This is a genomic window from Heliomarina sp. (assembly GCF_052826185.1).
In genome coordinates, this window is record NZ_JBRBUI010000053.1 from 109,923 (window position 1) to 124,935 (window position 15,013).

General features: G+C 60.0%; 15 protein-coding genes and 1 tRNA gene. 6 read left to right on the forward strand and 10 right to left on the reverse strand.

What is annotated here, in order from left to right; translation table 11 throughout:
- Both dgcA and dgcN read right to left on the reverse strand, forming a co-directional pair.
- Positions 1-966 (reverse strand): N-acetyl-D-Glu racemase DgcA, encoded by a 966-nt coding sequence (gene dgcA / locus ACU0FH_RS17200; protein ID WP_446195893.1) that lies wholly within the window; start codon positions 964-966, stop codon positions 1-3.
- A gap of 78 nt (positions 967-1,044) precedes the next feature.
- Positions 1,045-2,046 (reverse strand): N-acetyltransferase DgcN, encoded by a 1,002-nt coding sequence (dgcN, locus tag ACU0FH_RS17205; RefSeq protein ID WP_446195894.1) that lies wholly within the window; start codon positions 2,044-2,046, stop codon positions 1,045-1,047.
- A gap of 381 nt (positions 2,047-2,427) precedes the next feature.
- Between dgcN and ACU0FH_RS17210 the strand changes: the two genes are divergently transcribed.
- Positions 2,428-3,384 (forward strand): L-malyl-CoA/beta-methylmalyl-CoA lyase, encoded by a 957-nt coding sequence (locus ACU0FH_RS17210; RefSeq protein ID WP_446195896.1) that lies wholly within the window; start codon positions 2,428-2,430, stop codon positions 3,382-3,384.
- Positions 3,385-3,432: 48 nt separating this feature from the next.
- On the opposite strand, the gene ACU0FH_RS17215 is transcribed toward ACU0FH_RS17210, so the two are convergent.
- Positions 3,433-4,284, reverse strand: a complete 852-nt coding sequence (locus tag ACU0FH_RS17215; protein WP_446195897.1) for an AraC family transcriptional regulator — start codon at positions 4,282-4,284, stop codon at positions 3,433-3,435.
- Between the two features lie 120 nt (positions 4,285-4,404).
- Between ACU0FH_RS17215 and ACU0FH_RS17220 the strand changes: the two genes are divergently transcribed.
- A complete protein-coding gene (locus tag ACU0FH_RS17220) occupies positions 4,405-5,367 on the forward strand; it encodes an acetyl-CoA carboxylase carboxyltransferase subunit alpha (protein WP_446195899.1) in 963 nt (320 codons plus the stop codon).
- A gap of 119 nt (positions 5,368-5,486) precedes the next feature.
- On the opposite strand, the gene ACU0FH_RS17225 is transcribed toward ACU0FH_RS17220, so the two are convergent.
- The 6 genes from ACU0FH_RS17225 to ACU0FH_RS17250 all read right to left on the reverse strand — a co-directional run bounded on the left by ACU0FH_RS17225 (position 5,487) and on the right by ACU0FH_RS17250 (position 10,517).
- Complete coding sequence (locus ACU0FH_RS17225) at positions 5,487-6,308, reverse strand: ABC transporter permease (RefSeq protein ID WP_446195900.1); 822 nt, start codon at positions 6,306-6,308, stop codon at positions 5,487-5,489.
- Positions 6,301-7,068 carry an ABC transporter ATP-binding protein gene (locus ACU0FH_RS17230; RefSeq protein WP_446195901.1) on the reverse strand — a complete coding sequence of 256 codons (768 nt, stop codon included), beginning with the start codon at positions 7,066-7,068 and terminating at the stop codon, positions 6,301-6,303. The genes ACU0FH_RS17225 and ACU0FH_RS17230 overlap by 8 nt, the downstream gene beginning before the upstream one ends.
- Before the next feature lie 42 nt (positions 7,069-7,110).
- On the reverse strand, positions 7,111-8,124 hold the full coding sequence (locus tag ACU0FH_RS17235) for an ABC transporter substrate-binding protein (RefSeq protein WP_446195902.1): 1,014 nt from the start codon (positions 8,122-8,124) through the stop codon (positions 7,111-7,113).
- Between the two features lie 113 nt (positions 8,125-8,237).
- Positions 8,238-9,026, reverse strand: coding sequence for a transporter (locus ACU0FH_RS17240; RefSeq protein ID WP_446195904.1), 789 nt, complete (start codon positions 9,024-9,026; stop codon positions 8,238-8,240).
- 116 nt (positions 9,027-9,142) lie between these two features.
- Entirely contained in the window at positions 9,143-9,787 is a 645-nt protein-coding gene (locus ACU0FH_RS17245; RefSeq protein ID WP_088632410.1) for a GntR family transcriptional regulator, read from the reverse strand.
- Between the two features lie 37 nt (positions 9,788-9,824).
- Entirely contained in the window at positions 9,825-10,517 is a 693-nt protein-coding gene (locus ACU0FH_RS17250; RefSeq protein ID WP_446195905.1) for a M48 family metallopeptidase, read from the reverse strand.
- A gap of 102 nt (positions 10,518-10,619) precedes the next feature.
- On the opposite strand from ACU0FH_RS17250, the gene ACU0FH_RS17255 reads away from it, so the two are divergent.
- Both ACU0FH_RS17255 and ACU0FH_RS17260 read left to right on the forward strand, forming a co-directional pair.
- Positions 10,620-10,943 carry a TIGR02300 family protein gene (locus ACU0FH_RS17255; RefSeq protein ID WP_238372351.1) on the forward strand — a complete coding sequence of 108 codons (324 nt, stop codon included), beginning with the start codon at positions 10,620-10,622 and terminating at the stop codon, positions 10,941-10,943.
- 75 nt (positions 10,944-11,018) lie between these two features.
- A tRNA-Ala gene (locus ACU0FH_RS17260) sits at positions 11,019-11,094 on the forward strand.
- Between the two features lie 196 nt (positions 11,095-11,290).
- On the opposite strand, the gene ACU0FH_RS17265 is transcribed toward ACU0FH_RS17260, so the two are convergent.
- Complete coding sequence (locus tag ACU0FH_RS17265) at positions 11,291-12,361, reverse strand: AraC family transcriptional regulator ligand-binding domain-containing protein (RefSeq protein WP_446195906.1); 1,071 nt, start codon at positions 12,359-12,361, stop codon at positions 11,291-11,293.
- A 53-nt stretch (positions 12,362-12,414) separates the two neighbouring features.
- Here ACU0FH_RS17265 and ACU0FH_RS17270 point away from each other — a divergent pair, with 53 nt between their 5' ends.
- Both ACU0FH_RS17270 and dmdD read left to right on the forward strand, forming a co-directional pair.
- On the forward strand, positions 12,415-14,178 hold the full coding sequence (locus ACU0FH_RS17270; RefSeq protein ID WP_446195907.1) for an acyl-CoA dehydrogenase: 1,764 nt from the start codon (positions 12,415-12,417) through the stop codon (positions 14,176-14,178).
- Positions 14,179-14,199: 21 nt separating this feature from the next.
- Positions 14,200-15,009 carry a methylthioacryloyl-CoA hydratase gene (dmdD, locus tag ACU0FH_RS17275; RefSeq protein ID WP_446195908.1) on the forward strand — a complete coding sequence of 270 codons (810 nt, stop codon included), beginning with the start codon at positions 14,200-14,202 and terminating at the stop codon, positions 15,007-15,009.
- Positions 15,010-15,013 lie beyond the last annotated feature (4 nt).

A 15,013-nucleotide genomic window follows, 5' to 3' on the forward strand; every position in this document is an offset into this window, starting at 1 on the left:
TTATCCCCAGAGCGCCGCACTGGGCGGGTGCACTCCGGCCGTGTCAAATGTCAGAGGCGTGTCGCGGTCCTCGGCCAGCAGAAGCGGCCCGTCGAGATCGGTCACCACAGCGCCCTGCGCGACCAGCACGGCAGGCGCCATGGCCAGCGACGAGCCGACCATACAGCCCACCATCACCTTGTAACCCTCGGCCAGCGCGGCCTCGCGCAGCGCCAGCGCCTCGGTCAGCCCGCCGGTCTTGTCGAGCTTGATGTTCACGACGTCGTATTTACCTTTCAGCCCCGGCAGGCTCGCGCGGTCATGGCAGCTCTCATCGGCGCAGACCGGCACCGGGCGGTCCATACCGATCAGTGCGTCATCTTCACCCGCCGGTAAGGGTTGTTCCACCAGTTCGACACCAAGCCGCGTCAGATGCGGTGCCAGATCCGCGTAGACCTCGGCACTCCAGCCCTCGTTCGCATCCACGATGATCCGCGACGCCGGGGCTCCTGCGCGCACCGCCTCAAGGCGGGGCATGTCATCCGGTGTACCAAGTTTGATCTTCAGCAAGGGGCGCATCGCGTTCTTCGCGGCCTGCGCCATCATATCCTCGGGCGTGCCGAGCGACAGGGTATACGCCGTGATTTCCGGACCCGGTACAGGCAACCCCGCCAGTTCCCAGGCTCGCTTGCCCGACCGCTTGCATTCCAGATCCCAAAGCGCGCAATCCACCGCGTTGCGGGCGGCCCCCGCGGGCAAAAGCTCCATCAGCGCGTCCCGGGTCACATCCGCAGGCAGTGATCGGATCTCCGCCTCGACAGACTCCAGCGTCTCGTCATAACGCGCGTAAGGCACACATTCGCCACGACCGACAAAACCGCCATCCTCGACATTTACAGTCAGAACCTGCGCTTCCGTGCGGGACCCCCGCGAGATGGTAAACACCTGCGCCAGCTTGAATACATCGCGAGTCACATCGATTTTCATGGGCGCCCCATCCTTCTTTGGGTCATAAATATCCCCGCCGGAGGCTCCCGGCGGGTCAACTTGTTCTGTCCTCAGCGATTAAAGCGCAGCCAGCGCCTCGGCAAGCCGGTCCGCGTTCTGACGATAGGGATCGACAGTCGGAAGACCCATGTCCGCTTCAACCTTCGCAAGATAGGCCTCAGCCTCTTCATCACTCAGGTGCTGCGTATTGATCGAGATCCCGACCACTTCACAGGCAGGGTTGGCAACACGAGCCAGCGGCAGCGCGGTATCGCGCAGCGCTTCAAGCGTCGGCAGCTTGTATCCCGGCAGACCGCGCATATGCTCTCGGGTCGGCTCGTGGCACAGGATCAGCGCGTCCGGCTGACCGCCATGCACCAGCGCCATCGTCACGCCGGAATAGGACACGTGGAACAGGCTGCCCTGACCTTCGATGATATCCCAGTGATCGTCGTCGTTGTCGGGCGTCAGGTATTCAATCGACCCGGCCATGAAATCGGCGATCACGGCGTCCAGCGGCACACCGCCGCCGGTGATGAGGATGCCGGTCTGGCCGGTCGCGCGGAACGTGCTCTTCTTGCCCATCTTGCGCAGGGATTCATCCAGCGCCAGCGCCGTGTACATCTTGCCGACGGAGCAGTCTGTGCCAACGGCCAGAACCCGTTTGCCACTGCGCTTCTCGCCGTTGGCGATCGGATATTGTACCGTCGGGATGCGTACGTCGTGCAGGGTCCGGCCACATCCCTTTGCAACGGCCGCAAGGTCTTCTTCATTGCGCAGGAGGTTATGCAGACCCGAGGCCAGGTCAAACCCTTCTTCCAGCGCCTCTACCAGCACCTTTTTCCACGCCTGCGAGATGATACCACCCCGGTTGGCCACGCCGATGACCAGAGTCTTGGCACCCGCGGCCTTGGCTGCGGCCAGATCCATGTCCGGCAGCTTCATATCGGCCTTGCACCCTTCCATCCGGAACTGGCCAACCGCGTTTTCCGGTCTCCAATCCTTGATGCCCTGGGCGACCTTTGCAGAAAGCGGATCCGGCGCGTCGCCGAGGAAAAGAAGGTATGGGGTCTCGATCATTGCGGGTACTCCTTTGATTCGCCCGGACCATAAAAGAAGACGCGATCCAGTCGCTTGCATAAATCGGCGCAAGGGACCACCGAGGCGCAAGATTATTCGAAAAACCTGCTCAAGCGCCGCAAATTAATGCAGCTTGGCCTCACATCGGCAAGAGATGGCTGGCACACGAGGATACGCGCCTATCTCGCTACCTTTTCTCAGGCCCCTGCCCCACTCCAAGCCGGTTTATCCAAAAAAATCACGGCCAGGCCTCAATTCGACTTGTCGCGTCAGCAAGCACCGCTTGAAACGCTGCATCGCAGAAACATGTTGCGAACTATCGGGTAATTTTATAACCCAACCAACAGACAATCGAAAACTTTATTTCGCCAAGGAGTCCTCATGTCCTTCCGCCTCCAGCCTACCCCGCCGGCCCGCCTGAACCGATGCCAGCTTTTCGGACCGGGTTCGAACACGAAACTGCCGCCCAAGATGGCAGCAAGCGATGCGGATGTCATCAACCTCGATCTTGAGGATTCCGTTTCTCCGAATGACAAGGATCAGGCCCGCAAGAACATCATCGAAGCCATCAGCGATATCGACTGGGGCAACAAGACGCTGTCGGTGCGCATCAACTCTCTCGACACGCCTTACTGGTATAGGGACGTAGTGGACCTCCTCGAGCAGGCGGGCGACCGTCTCGACATGCTAATGATCCCCAAAGTCGGCTGCGCCGAGGATATCTACGCGGTCGACGCACTGGCCACAGCGGTCGAACGCGCCAACGGCCGCACAAAACCAGTCAAATTCGAAGTGATCATCGAAAGCGCGGCAGGCATCGCTCACGTAGAGGAAATCGCCGCCGCTTCCCCCCGGCTCGAAGCGATGAGCCTTGGCGCCGCCGATTTCGCCGCATCGATGGGCATGCAGACCACCGGCATCGGCGGCACGCAGGAAGATTACTACATGCTTCAGGAAGGCCAGAAATACTGGTCCGATCCGTGGCACTGGGCGCAGGCCGCCATCGTTGCCGCCTGTCGGACACACGGCTTGCTGCCTGTCGACGGCCCCTTTGGCGATTTCTCGGACGACGAAGGTTTCCGCGCACAAGCGCGCCGCTCCGCAACGCTCGGCATGGTCGGGAAATGGGCGATCCACCCCAAACAGGTGGCTCTGGCCAACGAAGTCTTCACCCCCGGAGACGAAAAGGTCGCCGAGGCACGCGAAATCCTCGCGGCGATGGAGGAAGCGACCCGCACCGGCGCCGGTGCCACGGTCTACAAAGGCCGGCTCGTCGATATCGCATCGATCAAACAGGCCGAAGTCATCGTCAAACAGTCCGAGTTAATCGCAGGCTGAGCAATAGCGCCGGTCACCTGCCGACCTCGGCAGTTGACCGGCGGAAATCTAGGATGCAGGGACCAGAGGCATATAGATCTCTGTCACCAGCTTCTCCGGCGCGGTATCGGCCGGCGTATTGAGGTATTTCTCGAAACAGGGTGAATCCGCCGCATCCCGGCCACTGCCGGTCAGCCATTCACCGAAAAAGAAATCATAAGCCTCTTGTAGCCCCGTGTAGGGCCCATGAAAGGTCAGTACCGCATATTCTCCGCCCGATAGCTCAACCTTTTCGAACGGCTCGGTCACATCGAATTGCTCAGGCACGACAGCCCCCGCATAGGATCGAAGATCCTCGACAGGCCTGCTTCGCGCGTCCTCGTAAAAAACACCGACCATTTCGCGCATCTGGGCCATCTGGCCACGCGCCGCGAGCGTCGCGGCAAGCGTCTCGAACGCGCGCGAGATTTCCTGATAAGCGCCCTTGTGCTCGATACCGGCAACTTTCCGTACCGCTTCCTCGCTCAGTCTTACTTCGTACGTCATGTCATTTTCCCTGCTATGGCTATCAAATTGAAGCGGTGGCAGAGCGCGACCGCGATCGCGGAACACACCCGGCGTTACGCCCATCCTTTCGCGAAAAGTCCGGGTGAAACTGGCTTGGTCAGGGTACCCGCATCTGGCGGCTATCTCTGACAGAGAGGCCTCTTCGAACACCAGCATGACCGAGGCCCGGTGCAAACGGATGCGCCGTGTCGTCTGCGCCAGCGTCTCTCCTGTCATCGCGGTCCAGATCCGATGCCAGTGAAACCGGCTCATCGACGCGACGTCTGACAGCGCATCAAGTGACAGATCACCATCGAGATTGTCGTGAATATAGTCCACCACACGGATCAGCCGGTTTTCATATGCCTGGGCCATCCAGTTACCCCCGTTGCTTCGCCCTTGCAGGTGACATGAAGCGCATTTGCAAATCTTGCCGAGTTGCAATCTCCTCGCCCAAGGACATATACGATGCGGGAAACAAGGATGAGCCAAGGCATGACACAGTATCTGGATTTCGAAAAGCCGCTTGCCGAGATCGAAGGCAAGGCCGAGGAGCTGCGCGCCCTCGGACGGGCAAACGAAGAGATGGATGTCGCCTCCGAGGCTGCGGCACTTGATGCCAAGGCCGCAACCATGCTCACCGACCTCTACAAGAGCCTGACGCCCTGGCGCAAATGCCAGGTCGCGCGCCACCCTGAACGGCCCCATTGCCGTGACTATATCGATGCGCTCTTTACTGAATTCACTCCGCTCGCGGGCGATCGCAATTTTGCCGACGATCTTGCCGTAATGGGCGGTCTCGCCCGTCTCGATGGCACCCCGGTCATGGTGATTGGCCACGAAAAAGGCTCGGACACCAAGAGCCGAATCGAACGCAATTTCGGCATGGCCCGCCCCGAAGGTTACCGCAAGGCGATCCGCCTGATGCAGATGGCCGGTCGGTTCAACCTGCCCGTCATCACCCTCATCGACACCACCGGCGCCTACCCCGGCAAGGGTGCCGAGGAACGCGGCCAATCCGAGGCCATCGCGCGCTCGACGGAAACCTGCCTGCAGATCCCCGTCCCGCTGATCAGCGTCATCATCGGCGAAGGTGGATCAGGCGGTGCCGTCGCTTTCGCAACAGCCAACCGTGTCGCCATGCTCGAACATTCTATATACTCGGTCATCAGCCCCGAAGGCTGCGCGTCAATCCTCTGGAAGGACTCCGAAAAGATGCGCGAAGCCGCCGAAGCCCTGCACCTCACGGCACAGGATCTCAAGACACTGGCCGTCATCGACGAAATCATCCCCGAACCCAGCGGTGGCGCACATCGCGGTAAATCCGCCGCCATGGAAAGCGTCGGCAAGTCGATCAAGGCGATGCTCAAGGAACTCGGCAAGAAGAAAGGCGCCGATCTGGTCGCCGATCGCCGCCAGAAATTCCTCAAAATGGGGTCCAAGGGCCTCGCCGCCTGACAGGCGAGGCAGCCCCCCTGACCTTACCCGCTTCTTTGGGTCAAAAATATCCCGGGGAATCCGCGCCTGCGCGGATGGGGCAGAGCCCCTCCCTCGGTCGCATCCAGCGCGTCAGCCGGTCAGGCGCGCCAGCGCAGCAGGCGTTTTTCGATCAGCCCAATGCCGGAACTCGTGAGAACACCAAGCGCAGAGAGAATGACCACCCCGGCAAAAAGCTTTTCCAGATCGTAAAGCGATCCGGCCTGAAGGATATATGCGCCGATACCATATTCCGCGCCAAGCATCTCTGCCGCGACCAGCAAGATGATCCCGATGGCCAGCGACACCCGCAGCCCTGACAGGATTCCGGGAAGCGCACCGGGTACGACGATCTTCCGCACAATGCTCCACCAGCTAAGCCCAAAACTCTGACCCATCCGGATCAGAGTCCGGTCGACGTTATCCACCGCCCCGTAGGTCGAGACCACAGTCGGCGTGAACGTCCCGAGCGCGATCAGGGCGTATTTGCTCGCCTCGTCGATACCGAACCAGATCACGAATAGCGGCAGCAGCGCGATCTTCGGAATCGGAAACAGGGCCGCGACAAGCGGCACCAGCCCGGCACGCGCGTAGCTGAACAATCCGATCAGCACGCCGACCGCCACACCAAGACTGACACCCAGAAGACTACCGACGACAAGCCGGGTCAGCGAAGGCTGCATATGCACCCAGAGCTGGCCGCTCTCGGCCAGAGCCCACAGCGTCTGTCCCACATCTGACGGGCGCGGCAGGGTCAGATTGCCGATCCACCCGGCCCGCGTGCCCCATTCGACGACAAGCAGCAGGGCAACGAACACCACGAAACCGATACCACGCTTGGCGACGGGGCGAAAACCACCCCCCCGGAATGGCACCTTGCGCGTGGGAACCTGCCCCGATTGGGCCAGTGTCGCATCAGACATCCAGCAACTCCTGATCAGCCGCCATTGCTTCCTGCTTCATCAGCGACCAGAGATGCGCCTGCACCTCGTCAAGCCCGGCATGACCGTGATGGCGCTCTTCCAGCGGCAGATCGATTTCGATGATTTCGCGGACCTTGCCGGGACGGCGCGACAATACGGCAATCCGATGCCCAAGCCGCACAGCTTCGGCGAGGTTGTGCGTCACATAAACCCCGGAAAACGGCTGCCGCGTCCAGAGGGCGAGCAGATCGTCCATCAGCAACTCGCGCGTCTGAGCGTCCAGCGCCGAGAGCGGTTCGTCAAGCAGCATGACCGCCGGTTTCACCGCAAGCGCGCGCGCAATGGCCACCCGCTGCTTCATGCCGCCGGAAAGCTGCCTTGGCAGCGCCTTGCGAAAATCACTCAGCTTGGTACGTGCCAGTACATCTTCGATGATCTCGTCCGCCTCACGGCCGCGAATGCCGTGATCTTCCAACACGAGAGAGATATTGCCACCGACACTGCGCCAAGGCAGGAGCGCGAAATCCTGAAACACATAGGTGAGCGGGTTCAGACAGCCTTCTGGCGAGTCTCCCACCTGAAGGACCTGACCGGCATCGGGCCGCTCTAAACCGCCGATCAGGCGCAGCAGCGTAGACTTGCCGCAGCCCGAAGGGCCGATGATGCAGAGTATCTCTCCGGCCGGAATGGAAAGCGATATATCCTGTAATACCGGCATGCCGGCATAGTGATGCGTAATCTGTTCGAGAGCTAGTTTCATGGCAGGATGGGGCAGGCCACAAATGGCCCGCCCGGTCAAGCCCTAGATCATTTCCACATAGCTGGAATCGACGAGCGTCTCGGTGGAAATGCTGTCCTTGATCAGACCTTCCGACTTGAACCAGTCCACCTGATCCGTGACCGACCCCATATTCAGTGCCGCATTCGCGTTGATCCGCATCGCGCCGTTGATGATCGACTTGCTGGCCTTTTCGTAGGGATCGTCCGCGTAAACATATTTGTGAATCAGCTTCACCATGTCTTCCATGCCCGCCTCGTCGGTGGTTTTGTCCACCAGCGCGGCATTGAAATCCGCCGCCCCCTTCGAGAACGCACGCAGGAATGCTTCGGTCTTGGCGCGTTCGTTCTCAGCATTCTCTGCCGAGGTGAATACCGTCGTCACCTGATAATTGGGCAGGTAATCCGCGACCATGCCGATATGCTTGACAGCGCCGCCACCAACAAGCGCCTTGCCGATATGTGGCACGATGGTCCAGGCATCGACCTGTCCCGATTTCATCGCGCCGATAATGGCACCGACCTTTTGCAGCGGCTTAAAGGACATTTCGGCGTTTTCGGCCTGGGCAATCTTGGCGCCCATGTAATGGAAGGACGACCCCGCCTGCGTTACGGCAAAGCTCTTGCCATCCAGCTTGTCCGGCGCGGTCAAACCAGCATCGTAAGAAGCGTTCGAGGCAAGGATCATCTGGCCGTCGATCCCCTGCTCTTCGCTGAGCGCACCGCCGATCACCTTGGCCGCGCCTTTTTCGGCAAGGCTGATCAAGCCGCCGGTGATCGAGGTCACACCGAAATCCGCATCACCCGAAGCAATCGCCACAGCCATCGGCTGCGCTGCCTGGAAAAAGCGGAAATCGACATCCAGACCTTCTTCGCTAAAATACCCGCGCTCAAAGGCGACGAAGCTGGCGGCGTGGCTGGTAAAGCGCAGCGCACCCACGGTCATCTTCGTATTGGCCAGTGCAGGCGTCCCAAGCATCGGCAGCGTCGCGGCACCGCCCATCAATCCAAGCGCACCGCGCCGAGTGAAATTCGTCATGAGTCTTCCTCCCAAAGTCGCTTTGCCCCCGAAATGAAGGCGGATATTCCGGCGCGACCCTAAATCGCGACGCCGAGAGGTGCAATTGCAATAGAGTCGGGGAAAGTGTTGACCTATCTCGGGAAAAGGAAGCTCACGATAATCCGCGCGCCCCAGTCATCCGGCCCGTTCGCGGTCGTATCCGCCCAATAGCGGACCCCGCCGCCGATGCTGACAAGGTTCGATCCGATTTTGGTTACCTTGGTGACCGTGAAGTTGATAGGCACACCGCTGTCATCCGTCGTCCAGTCGTACGTGGCCTCGGAGTTCACGGTAAAGGTCCAGGCGTTTGGCGTGGAATAGCTCAGGAAAGGCTGGAAAAAGGTCGAATCGATCTCGGTATCGCCATCGACGTCCCAGAGATGGTTAGCCAAGGCCCCTATTGTCCACGGGCCCGCCTGTTTCAACACGACGCCTGTGATACCGGCCGCGAACTCATCCGCGCTGAGGTTGTCACCCCCTGTCGGCAGCAGGAAAGCAGGACCAACCCCCCAGATCAACCCACCGGCAGTCGGTGCCTTTGGCGAGAAAAAGAAGCTTTGGGTGATGTCGCCAAGGCCGGACTGAGATGTGCCGGGAATAACATCCTTTTGATCGATAAACGGGATGATCGTGCGTGAGATCAGATTCCAGTTCTCACCGATGGAAATAGGGATCACCGGCTGGAAATTGACAAAGCTGCGAGAGCCGTCGCCATTCGGCCCATACCCTTCGTCATAGTTGAACTGGTAGGGAACGCTGATCAGCGCCGCGACCGGGTTGCTCAACTGTTTCGCAAGATCCTGCGCGTCCTGCGCCGCGGCAGGTCCTATGGAAAGCAGCGATGTAACGGCGACGACTTTCAGGAAATCCGGACAACTCATTGCGCGCCTCCAAATAGCTCAAATCAACCTTGGGTAGATTTAGCCACAAGTTGCCTTAGCGCGATAGCCCTTTGTTAATAATTTCTTAACAGTTTCGTCCGGCCCAGCGAATTGGTCTATGTTGTCAGCAGCCGCAACCCCTGCGTCACATCGGAGCGCACCGCGAGGCGAAGCCCCGGTTCATCACCGGACTTGAGCGCCGCGATGATGAGCTTGTGGTAGTGTGGGGGGTCGGTCCGTTTCAGACGACCGTATAGCGCCCGCATGGTCGGGCCCAGCTGCAGCCAGACGGTTTCTGCGATGGCCAGCATCGCCGGGGCCTGCGCCCGCAGATAGAGAGTGCGATGGAATTCGAGATTTGTGCGGATATACCCGACCGCATCGCGGTTCACGACGACTTCGCCAATCGTGTGGTTGATGGATTGCAGCCGGTCGATCAGCGCCATATGCGCCCTTGGCAAGGCCCGGCTGGCCAGCTCGACTTCGAGCAAGGCCCGCAGCGCGGCGAGTTCCTCGATCCGCTCGTTGCTAAGTTCCGGGGTGGACACCCGCCCCGAACTTGAAAGAAACAGAGCGCCCTCGGCCACCAGTCGGCGAACGGCTTCACGCGCGGGCGTCATCGAGACATCGTATTCCCGGCCGATACCCCGCAGGGTCAGAGAGGCGCCGGGCGCGATTTCCCCATGCATGATGCGTGTGCGCAATGCACGGTAAACGCGTTCATGCGCTGCGGGAAAGGCTTCGGTCAGACGCGGGTTCATCATGTCATCCGGTTTGTGATCACAGTTGCGTCACAAGTCAACTATCCGAATCGAAGCGATAGCGATGCAGCTTGTTCCCCTCGCTCCGCAGCCATGCCCGGGGTGCGGCATAGGGTCCGTACAGATTTTCCACCACGGACCAGAAAGCCGGAGAGTGGTTCATTTCTGCAAGGTGGGCCACCTCGTGCGCGGCGACGTAATCCAGAACGTCGGCAGGCGCGAGAACCAGCCGCCAGGAGAACATGAGATTCCCCTCCGAGGTACAAGACCCCCAACGCGACCGTGTATCGCGCAGAACCAGCCGCGCATATGGCCGCCCCAACCGCGTCGCGTACCCGTCACATGCCGCCGCGAGACGATCGCGCGCCCGAACTTTCAGCCAAGCCTGCAATCTCGGCCCGACCGGCCCTTCTGGCACGCCAAGTGTCTCATCTTGCAAAACAATCCGACGCCCTTTGATGTGCAGGATTTCCCGCGAAATTCCGTTTACGGGGAGCGCAACGCCCGGCCCGACGCTCACGTCTTCTTCGCGCCGGTCTAGATGCCCGAGAATCCAGTCCTGCTTTTGTCGCGCAAAATCGAGCGCTTCGGATTCCGGCGTGCCATTGGGCAGGGTCAGGGTCACACGACCGTCAAGCTGCGATATGCGCAACGTTATCCGCCTTGCCCGTGCGGAACGCCGCATCACGATTGGCACGCCCGGAACGCCCGGCAGATGATGTTTGCCCAAGATGGACCCCCGAATATGTTCAAAGGCTTTGACAGTACCTACGTCATATGGCAAGCGACCGGAATCGTCGATATGACCAGATGCAATTTCAAGGGGACGCCAATGCCCAAGGAAGAATGGGGTACAAAGCGCGTTTGCCCGACAACGGGTAAACGGTTTTACGACCTGAACCAGAATCCGATCGTCAGCCCGTACACGGGCGAGGTGGTCGAAGTAGACAATGCCAAGGCGCGCATGATCGCCGCCGACGCCGAAGATGCCGCGACAGCAAAGTCGAAAAAAGCGATGGAGAACGATGACGAAGTCGTTCTGGACGATGATGATGTTGACGTGGACCTCGGCGACGATCTTCTTGAAGATGAAGACGACGACGATGATGTTTCGCTCGACGAAATCGCGGACGTCGCCAGCGACGACGACGATTGAAGAAAACCTGCGCTTGGGCGGAATTTTTCGCTTGAACCCGCCCAAGCTTGCGCCTATTCAGCGGCGCACACAATCGGGGCCTTAGCTCAGCTGGGAGAGCGCCTGCATGGCATGCAGGAGGTCAGGGGTTCGATCCCCCTAGGCTCCACCATATTTCCAGTCTCAAGAAAACAGTGGTTAGCGGACCTTAGCCGCGTGTGCGGATTGGAATGAGCATTTTCAGCCAATTCCGACGCCCTGAAGGCAAAAAACAACCCGACAATGTTGGTTAGTATGACACCAGAGCCTGCGCTTGGACCGCCGTATTGCAGAAGTGGCAGAGGCGCTGGATCAGATCATCCGTGAAGTTACAAACGGTATGATCCGGGCGTCCGGTTGGTCCATTTGTGAAACGCTCGGTGGAAGTTCGACGGCGCAGAAAAACCGGTGTCAAAGGCGATCTGTTCGATGCTGTCCGTTCCTTGCTGAAGCGCTCGGATAGCGATGTCACGGCGCAGAGCGTCCTTTATGGATTGAAAGGATGTCCCTTCCTCTTTCAAGCGGCGATTTAGCGTCCGGGGCGTGATTTTCAGTGCGTGAGCCGCGTCCGGAAGTTGGCAGCTCTGCCATGTCTCTCCGTAGAGAAAGGCGCGGACGCGGAGGCTGTTCGTATGGGCGCGTGAGCCAGTGAAAATCCAGTCACGCGGCGCACGTTCCAGGAAGACGGATGCTTCGGTGGGTCTGCGAGTGACCGGACGGTCGAATTGGCTTGGATCGAATAATATGCTGGTATGCTGTGCGTCAAACGCGACCGGACAGGGAAAGACAACCGCGTAATCTGCGGCGAAATCCGGACGGGAAAAGGCAAAGCGAACCTCATGCACCGGCGTTTCCACCCCGCCCAACCAAGACAGAAGCCCATGCGCCAATTTGAGGATCAGCATGTGACCAAATCGCTGGGGCTCGGTGTGCGGGGAGTAAGGAATCAATGCCAGTTCCACCTGCTTTGGACTGCTCCGCAAATCCAGGCGAAAATCATCCAGTAGCAGATTCCAGAACGTCGAGAACCGAAACAGTGCTGAGAGCATGCTGCTCGCCTCACGCTGTACGGTCAGGAGGTGCTGCAACGCGCGTGGTCGGATCGCGCGGCTCCAGAGCCCCATCATTTCATCGCCGGTGGCCGGCGCGGCCTGCTGATACAGAGTGGCGATTTCTTCGAGCGTGATGCGCTGTGTCGACGCCATCGGACTGGTCTGCAGTCCAGAGCTTTCCAAAAGGGAGGTCATCTCTACCGAGGTGCAACGGGACCGAAGAGCATCGAGCCAGTCCTCGATGAAACCCGCTGAAACGGTCGTCAGGGAGATTGGGTCATGATTGGTCATAAAGGTTTTTATGTCGTGATCGGATACAAATTTGGCAAAAAATGAACTTATTGGCAAGTTACGGAAGTAGTAGGAGGCAAGAAGCCATAGTTTCTGTCGGAGAATCCGTCATGTCCTATCAACCGCCCGTGCAGGATCTGATGTTCTGTATCCAACACCTGTCTCACTGGGAAAAGGTTTCAGCGCTCGAGGCGTATTCGGATTGTGCGCTGTCGGATATTGATGCTGTGCTTCAGGGTTATGCCCGGTTTTGCGCCGAGGAAGTCGCACCGTTGACCCGGATCGGCGACACAGTAGCGGCCCGGTTTGACAAGGGTCGGGTGACCATGCCCGAGGGCAACGCGCGGGCCTATAACCGGTTTGTAGAAATGGGATGGCAGGCGCTGACCCATCCGGGCGAGTATGGCGGCACAGGGCTGCCGCGTGCCGTTGGCGCGGCGGCGGTCGAGATGTTGAACGCCGCTGACATGAGCTTTGGTCTCTGCCCGCTGCTTACCGACGGTGCGATTGAGGCGCTGCTGCTGACCGGCTCAGAGGAACAGAAAGCCACCTATCTTGGGCCTCTGATCGAAGGCCGCTGGTCCGGCACAATGAACCTGACCAAACCGCAGGCGGGCAGCGATCTGGGCCGGGTGGCGACAAAGGCGATGCGGCGCCCAGACGGCACTTATGGCGTCACCGGTACCAAGATTTATATCACCTATGGTGCCCATGACCTGACCGAGAACATCATCCACCTGGTGCTGGCGCGCACACCGGATGCGCCCGACGGACCCAGGGGGTTGAGCCTCTTCATCGTGCCACAGAAACTCGTGGAACCGGACGGAACGCTTGGCAGTGCGAATTCTGTCAACTGTGTGAGCATCGAACATAAGCTGGGTGTGCGCGCGAGTCCGACCGCCGTGCTGAACTACGACGATGCCACAGGTTTCCTGATAGGTGAGGAAAACCGCGGCCTCGAATACATGTTCATCATGATGAACGCCGCGCGGTTTTCGGTAGGCGTGCAGGGCGTTGCGATGTCCGAGCGGGCCTACCAGCGGGCGCTGGCCTATGCACGCGACCGGGTCCAAAGCCGTCCGTTGAATGGCCAAAGCAAGGACGCCGTCCCGATTATCGACCACCCGGATGTCCGCCGTATGCTCCTGCGGATGCGCAGCCTGACAGAGGGCGGACGGGCGATGGCGGCGGCAACCGCGGGACTGCTGGACGTCGCGCATCACAAAGGTGATCCGGAAATGGTATCGCTTGCCGAATTCATGGTCCCGCTCGTCAAGGGCTTTTGCTCCGAACGTGCGGTCGAGGTCGCCTCGCTGGGCGTGCAAATCCACGGCGGCATGGGTTTTATCGAAGAGACCGGCGCCGCGCAGCACTACCGCGACGCCCGCATTCTGCCGATATACGAAGGTACAACGGCCATTCAGGCCAACGATCTTTTGGGACGCAAGGTGATGCGCGACGGGGGCGAAACCGCCCGTCGGTTCGCAGCACTCATTGCGGAGACCGAAGCGCAGCTTGCGGGCGGTGATGCCTCGGCGCAGGCGATCGGCACAAGCCTCGCGCAGGCGCGCGGCGCACTTGAGGCCGCGCTGGATTGGCTTCTGGAGAATAGCCGCAAGGATATCGACGCGGCATTCGCGGGCTCTGTCCCCTTCCTTATGCTGACCGGCACATTGGCGGCGGGATGGAAACTCGCCCAAGGCACTCTGGCGGCGCAGTCCGCGCGCGACGCCGGGCAGGACGCCGCGTTCATGACCCGGAAAATCGCCACAGCCCTTTTCTATGCCCAGCACGTTCTGCCCGAATGTGCCACCGAGCAAGCACGCATCCAGCACGGCTCTCAAAGCCTGTTGGACGCTGCTTTCGCCGATTAATCCCTGGAAAGGACCCGACCCATGAATGACGTCGTGAACCCCGACACCTACGAAAGACTCTCGATTTCCGCGCGCGACAACGGTCTCTATGTCGTGTCGCTGAACCGCCCGGAAAAACGCAACGCTCTGGATGTGGTCACGATCGAGGAACTGATCCGCTTCTTCAGCGGGGCGCGAATAGCGGGCGTAAAGGCCGTTTTGCTGGCAGGCGACGGTGATCACTTCTGCGCCGGTCTTGATCTGGTCGAACATTGGAAAGCAGACCGCAGCCCTGATGACTTCATGCATGTTTGCCTGCGCTGGCACGAAGCCTTCAACAAGATGGAATATGGCGGTGTTCCGATTATTGCCGCGCTGCAGGGTGCGGTTGTCGGCGGCGGTCTGGAACTGGCCAGCGCCGCCCATGTGCGCGTGATCGACCCTGGCACCTATTTCGCCCTGCCAGAGGGCCAGCGCGGCATTTTCACCGGAGGCGGCGCGACGATCCGGGTGTCCGACATGATCGGCAAGTATCGCATGATCGACATGATTCTGACCGGCCGCGTGTATCAAGGGCAAGAGGCCGTCGATCTGGGGCTGGCGCAATACATCACCGAAGACGGCGGCAGCTTTGCAAAGGCGATGGAACTCGCGGACAAGGTCGCGCAGAACCTGCCCCTGACGAACTTTGCGATTTGTTCGGCAGTCAGCCACATGAACAACATGTCCGGCATGGATGCCGCCTATGCCGAGGCCTTCGTGGGGGGTATCGTCAACACCCAGCCCGCCGCACGCGAACGGCTTGAAGCCTTCGCCAACAAGACCGCAGCCCGCGTGCGGCCCAACAGCTAAGCCA

What these genes read in the sequence shown, in the direction of transcription:
- ACU0FH_RS17230 (WP_446195901.1), bottom strand. Translation starts at nt 7,068, where the DNA reads ATGAAACTAGCTCTCGAACAGATTACGCATCACTATGCCGGCATGCCG.
- ACU0FH_RS17210 (WP_446195896.1), top strand. Translation starts at nt 2,428, where the DNA reads ATGTCCTTCCGCCTCCAGCCTACCCCGCCGGCCCGCCTGAACCGATGC.
- dmdD (WP_446195908.1), top strand. Translation starts at nt 14,200, where the DNA reads ATGAATGACGTCGTGAACCCCGACACCTACGAAAGACTCTCGATTTCC.
- dgcN (WP_446195894.1), bottom strand. Translation starts at nt 2,046, where the DNA reads ATGATCGAGACCCCATACCTTCTTTTCCTCGGCGACGCGCCGGATCCG.
- ACU0FH_RS17240 (WP_446195904.1), bottom strand. Translation starts at nt 9,026, where the DNA reads ATGAGTTGTCCGGATTTCCTGAAAGTCGTCGCCGTTACATCGCTGCTT.
- ACU0FH_RS17270 (WP_446195907.1), top strand. Translation starts at nt 12,415, where the DNA reads ATGTCCTATCAACCGCCCGTGCAGGATCTGATGTTCTGTATCCAACAC.
- ACU0FH_RS17225 (WP_446195900.1), bottom strand. Translation starts at nt 6,308, where the DNA reads ATGTCTGATGCGACACTGGCCCAATCGGGGCAGGTTCCCACGCGCAAG.
- dgcA (WP_446195893.1), bottom strand. Translation starts at nt 966, where the DNA reads ATGAAAATCGATGTGACTCGCGATGTATTCAAGCTGGCGCAGGTGTTT.
- ACU0FH_RS17220 (WP_446195899.1), top strand. Translation starts at nt 4,405, where the DNA reads ATGACACAGTATCTGGATTTCGAAAAGCCGCTTGCCGAGATCGAAGGC.
- ACU0FH_RS17215 (WP_446195897.1), bottom strand. Translation starts at nt 4,284, where the DNA reads ATGGCCCAGGCATATGAAAACCGGCTGATCCGTGTGGTGGACTATATT.
- ACU0FH_RS17255 (WP_238372351.1), top strand. Translation starts at nt 10,620, where the DNA reads ATGCCCAAGGAAGAATGGGGTACAAAGCGCGTTTGCCCGACAACGGGT.
- ACU0FH_RS17235 (WP_446195902.1), bottom strand. Translation starts at nt 8,124, where the DNA reads ATGACGAATTTCACTCGGCGCGGTGCGCTTGGATTGATGGGCGGTGCC.
- ACU0FH_RS17245 (WP_088632410.1), bottom strand. Translation starts at nt 9,787, where the DNA reads ATGAACCCGCGTCTGACCGAAGCCTTTCCCGCAGCGCATGAACGCGTT.